General features: G+C 68.6%; 2 protein-coding genes. Both read right to left on the reverse strand.

The annotated features are described in order from the left end of the window. Positions 1 to 240, reverse strand: a 240-nt coding sequence (locus tag BLW43_RS22730) for a hypothetical protein (protein ID WP_217632299.1), incomplete at its 3' end; no start/stop codon positions are given. Beyond that, a partial coding sequence (locus BLW43_RS22735) for a CobW family GTP-binding protein (RefSeq protein WP_425441199.1) occupies positions 237 to 1,214 on the reverse strand: 978 nt, incomplete at its 5' end. The genes BLW43_RS22730 and BLW43_RS22735, both read right to left, overlap by 4 nt.

The following is a 1,214-nucleotide window of genomic DNA, read 5'->3' on the forward strand; positions in this document are numbered from 1 at the left end:
GACTGCGCCTGCGGCGTCGGCGGCGATGCTCAGGATCGCGCCCTCATGCGCCGCGATCCTCTGCGGCGGCAGGCCGGGGCGGAACAGCCGCACGGTCCCGTCGCCATAGCTGGCGAAGACCACGCCGCTCGAAACCACGGCGCCGGTCACGGGGGCGCGCGCCTCCACGCGCTGCGCCGAACGCTCCTTGTCGGATGGCGGAAAGCCGCGCCGCAGCGTCTCGACGGTCGCCACGCTCATGCCGCCCGACACGCCTCGAAGCCCTCGCGCAGGCCCATGCCGTCGAGATTGCGCCCGATGAACACCAGCCGCGAGACGCGCGGCGCGCCCTCGGGCCACGACCCCATCGGCGCGCCGTCCATGAGCATGTGCACGCCCTGGAACACGTAGCGGTCCGCCTCGCCCGCAAAGTTCAGGATGCCCTTCGAGCGCAGGATGTCCTGCCCCCGGGTCTGCAGCAGCCGGCCAAACCACGTCTGGAACGCCGCAAGGTCGAGCGGCGCGTCGCTCGTCAGCGACAGGCTCGTGACGTCCTCGTCGTGTTCGTGGTCATGGTCGGAGGTCAGGAAATCGGGCTCAACCGCCAGCACGCGCTCGAGGCTGAAGGCGTTCAGCCCGAGCACGGCGTCGAGGGGCGTATCGCAGCGGGCCGTGCGGATGATCTTCGCATAAGGGTTGATGCGGCGGATGCGGGTCTCGACGCCGGAGAGATCGGCGTCTCCCACAAGGTCGGTCTTGTTCAGCAGCACCACGTCGGCGAAGGCGATCTGCTCCTCGGCCTCGTGGTGCTCGCCGAGCTGGCCCGCGAGGTGAACGGCGTCGGCCACGGTGACGATGGCGTCGAGCCGCGTGCGCTCTGCCACCTCCTGATCGACGAAGAAGGTCTGCGCCACCGGAGCGGGATCGGCGAGGCCGGTGGTCTCGACGATGATCGCGTCGAGCTTGTCGGCGCGCTTCATCAGCCCGCCAAGGATGCGGATCAGGTCGCCCCGCACGGTGCAGCAGATGCAGCCGTTGTTCATTTCGAACACTTCCTCGTCGGCGTTCACGACGAGGTCATTGTCGATGCCGGTCTCGCCGAACTCGTTGACAATGACGGCGTAGCGCTTTCCATGACGCTCGGTGAGGATGCGGTTGAGCAGCGTGGTCTTGCCGGCGCCGAGGAAGCCGGTCAGCACGGTGACGGGGATCTGGGGGGTGGCGATCTGGTCCAA

The sequence above is a fragment of the Rubrimonas cliftonensis genome, assembly GCF_900107585.1.
Lineage (GTDB): Bacteria > Pseudomonadota > Alphaproteobacteria > Rhodobacterales > Rhodobacteraceae > Rubrimonas > Rubrimonas cliftonensis.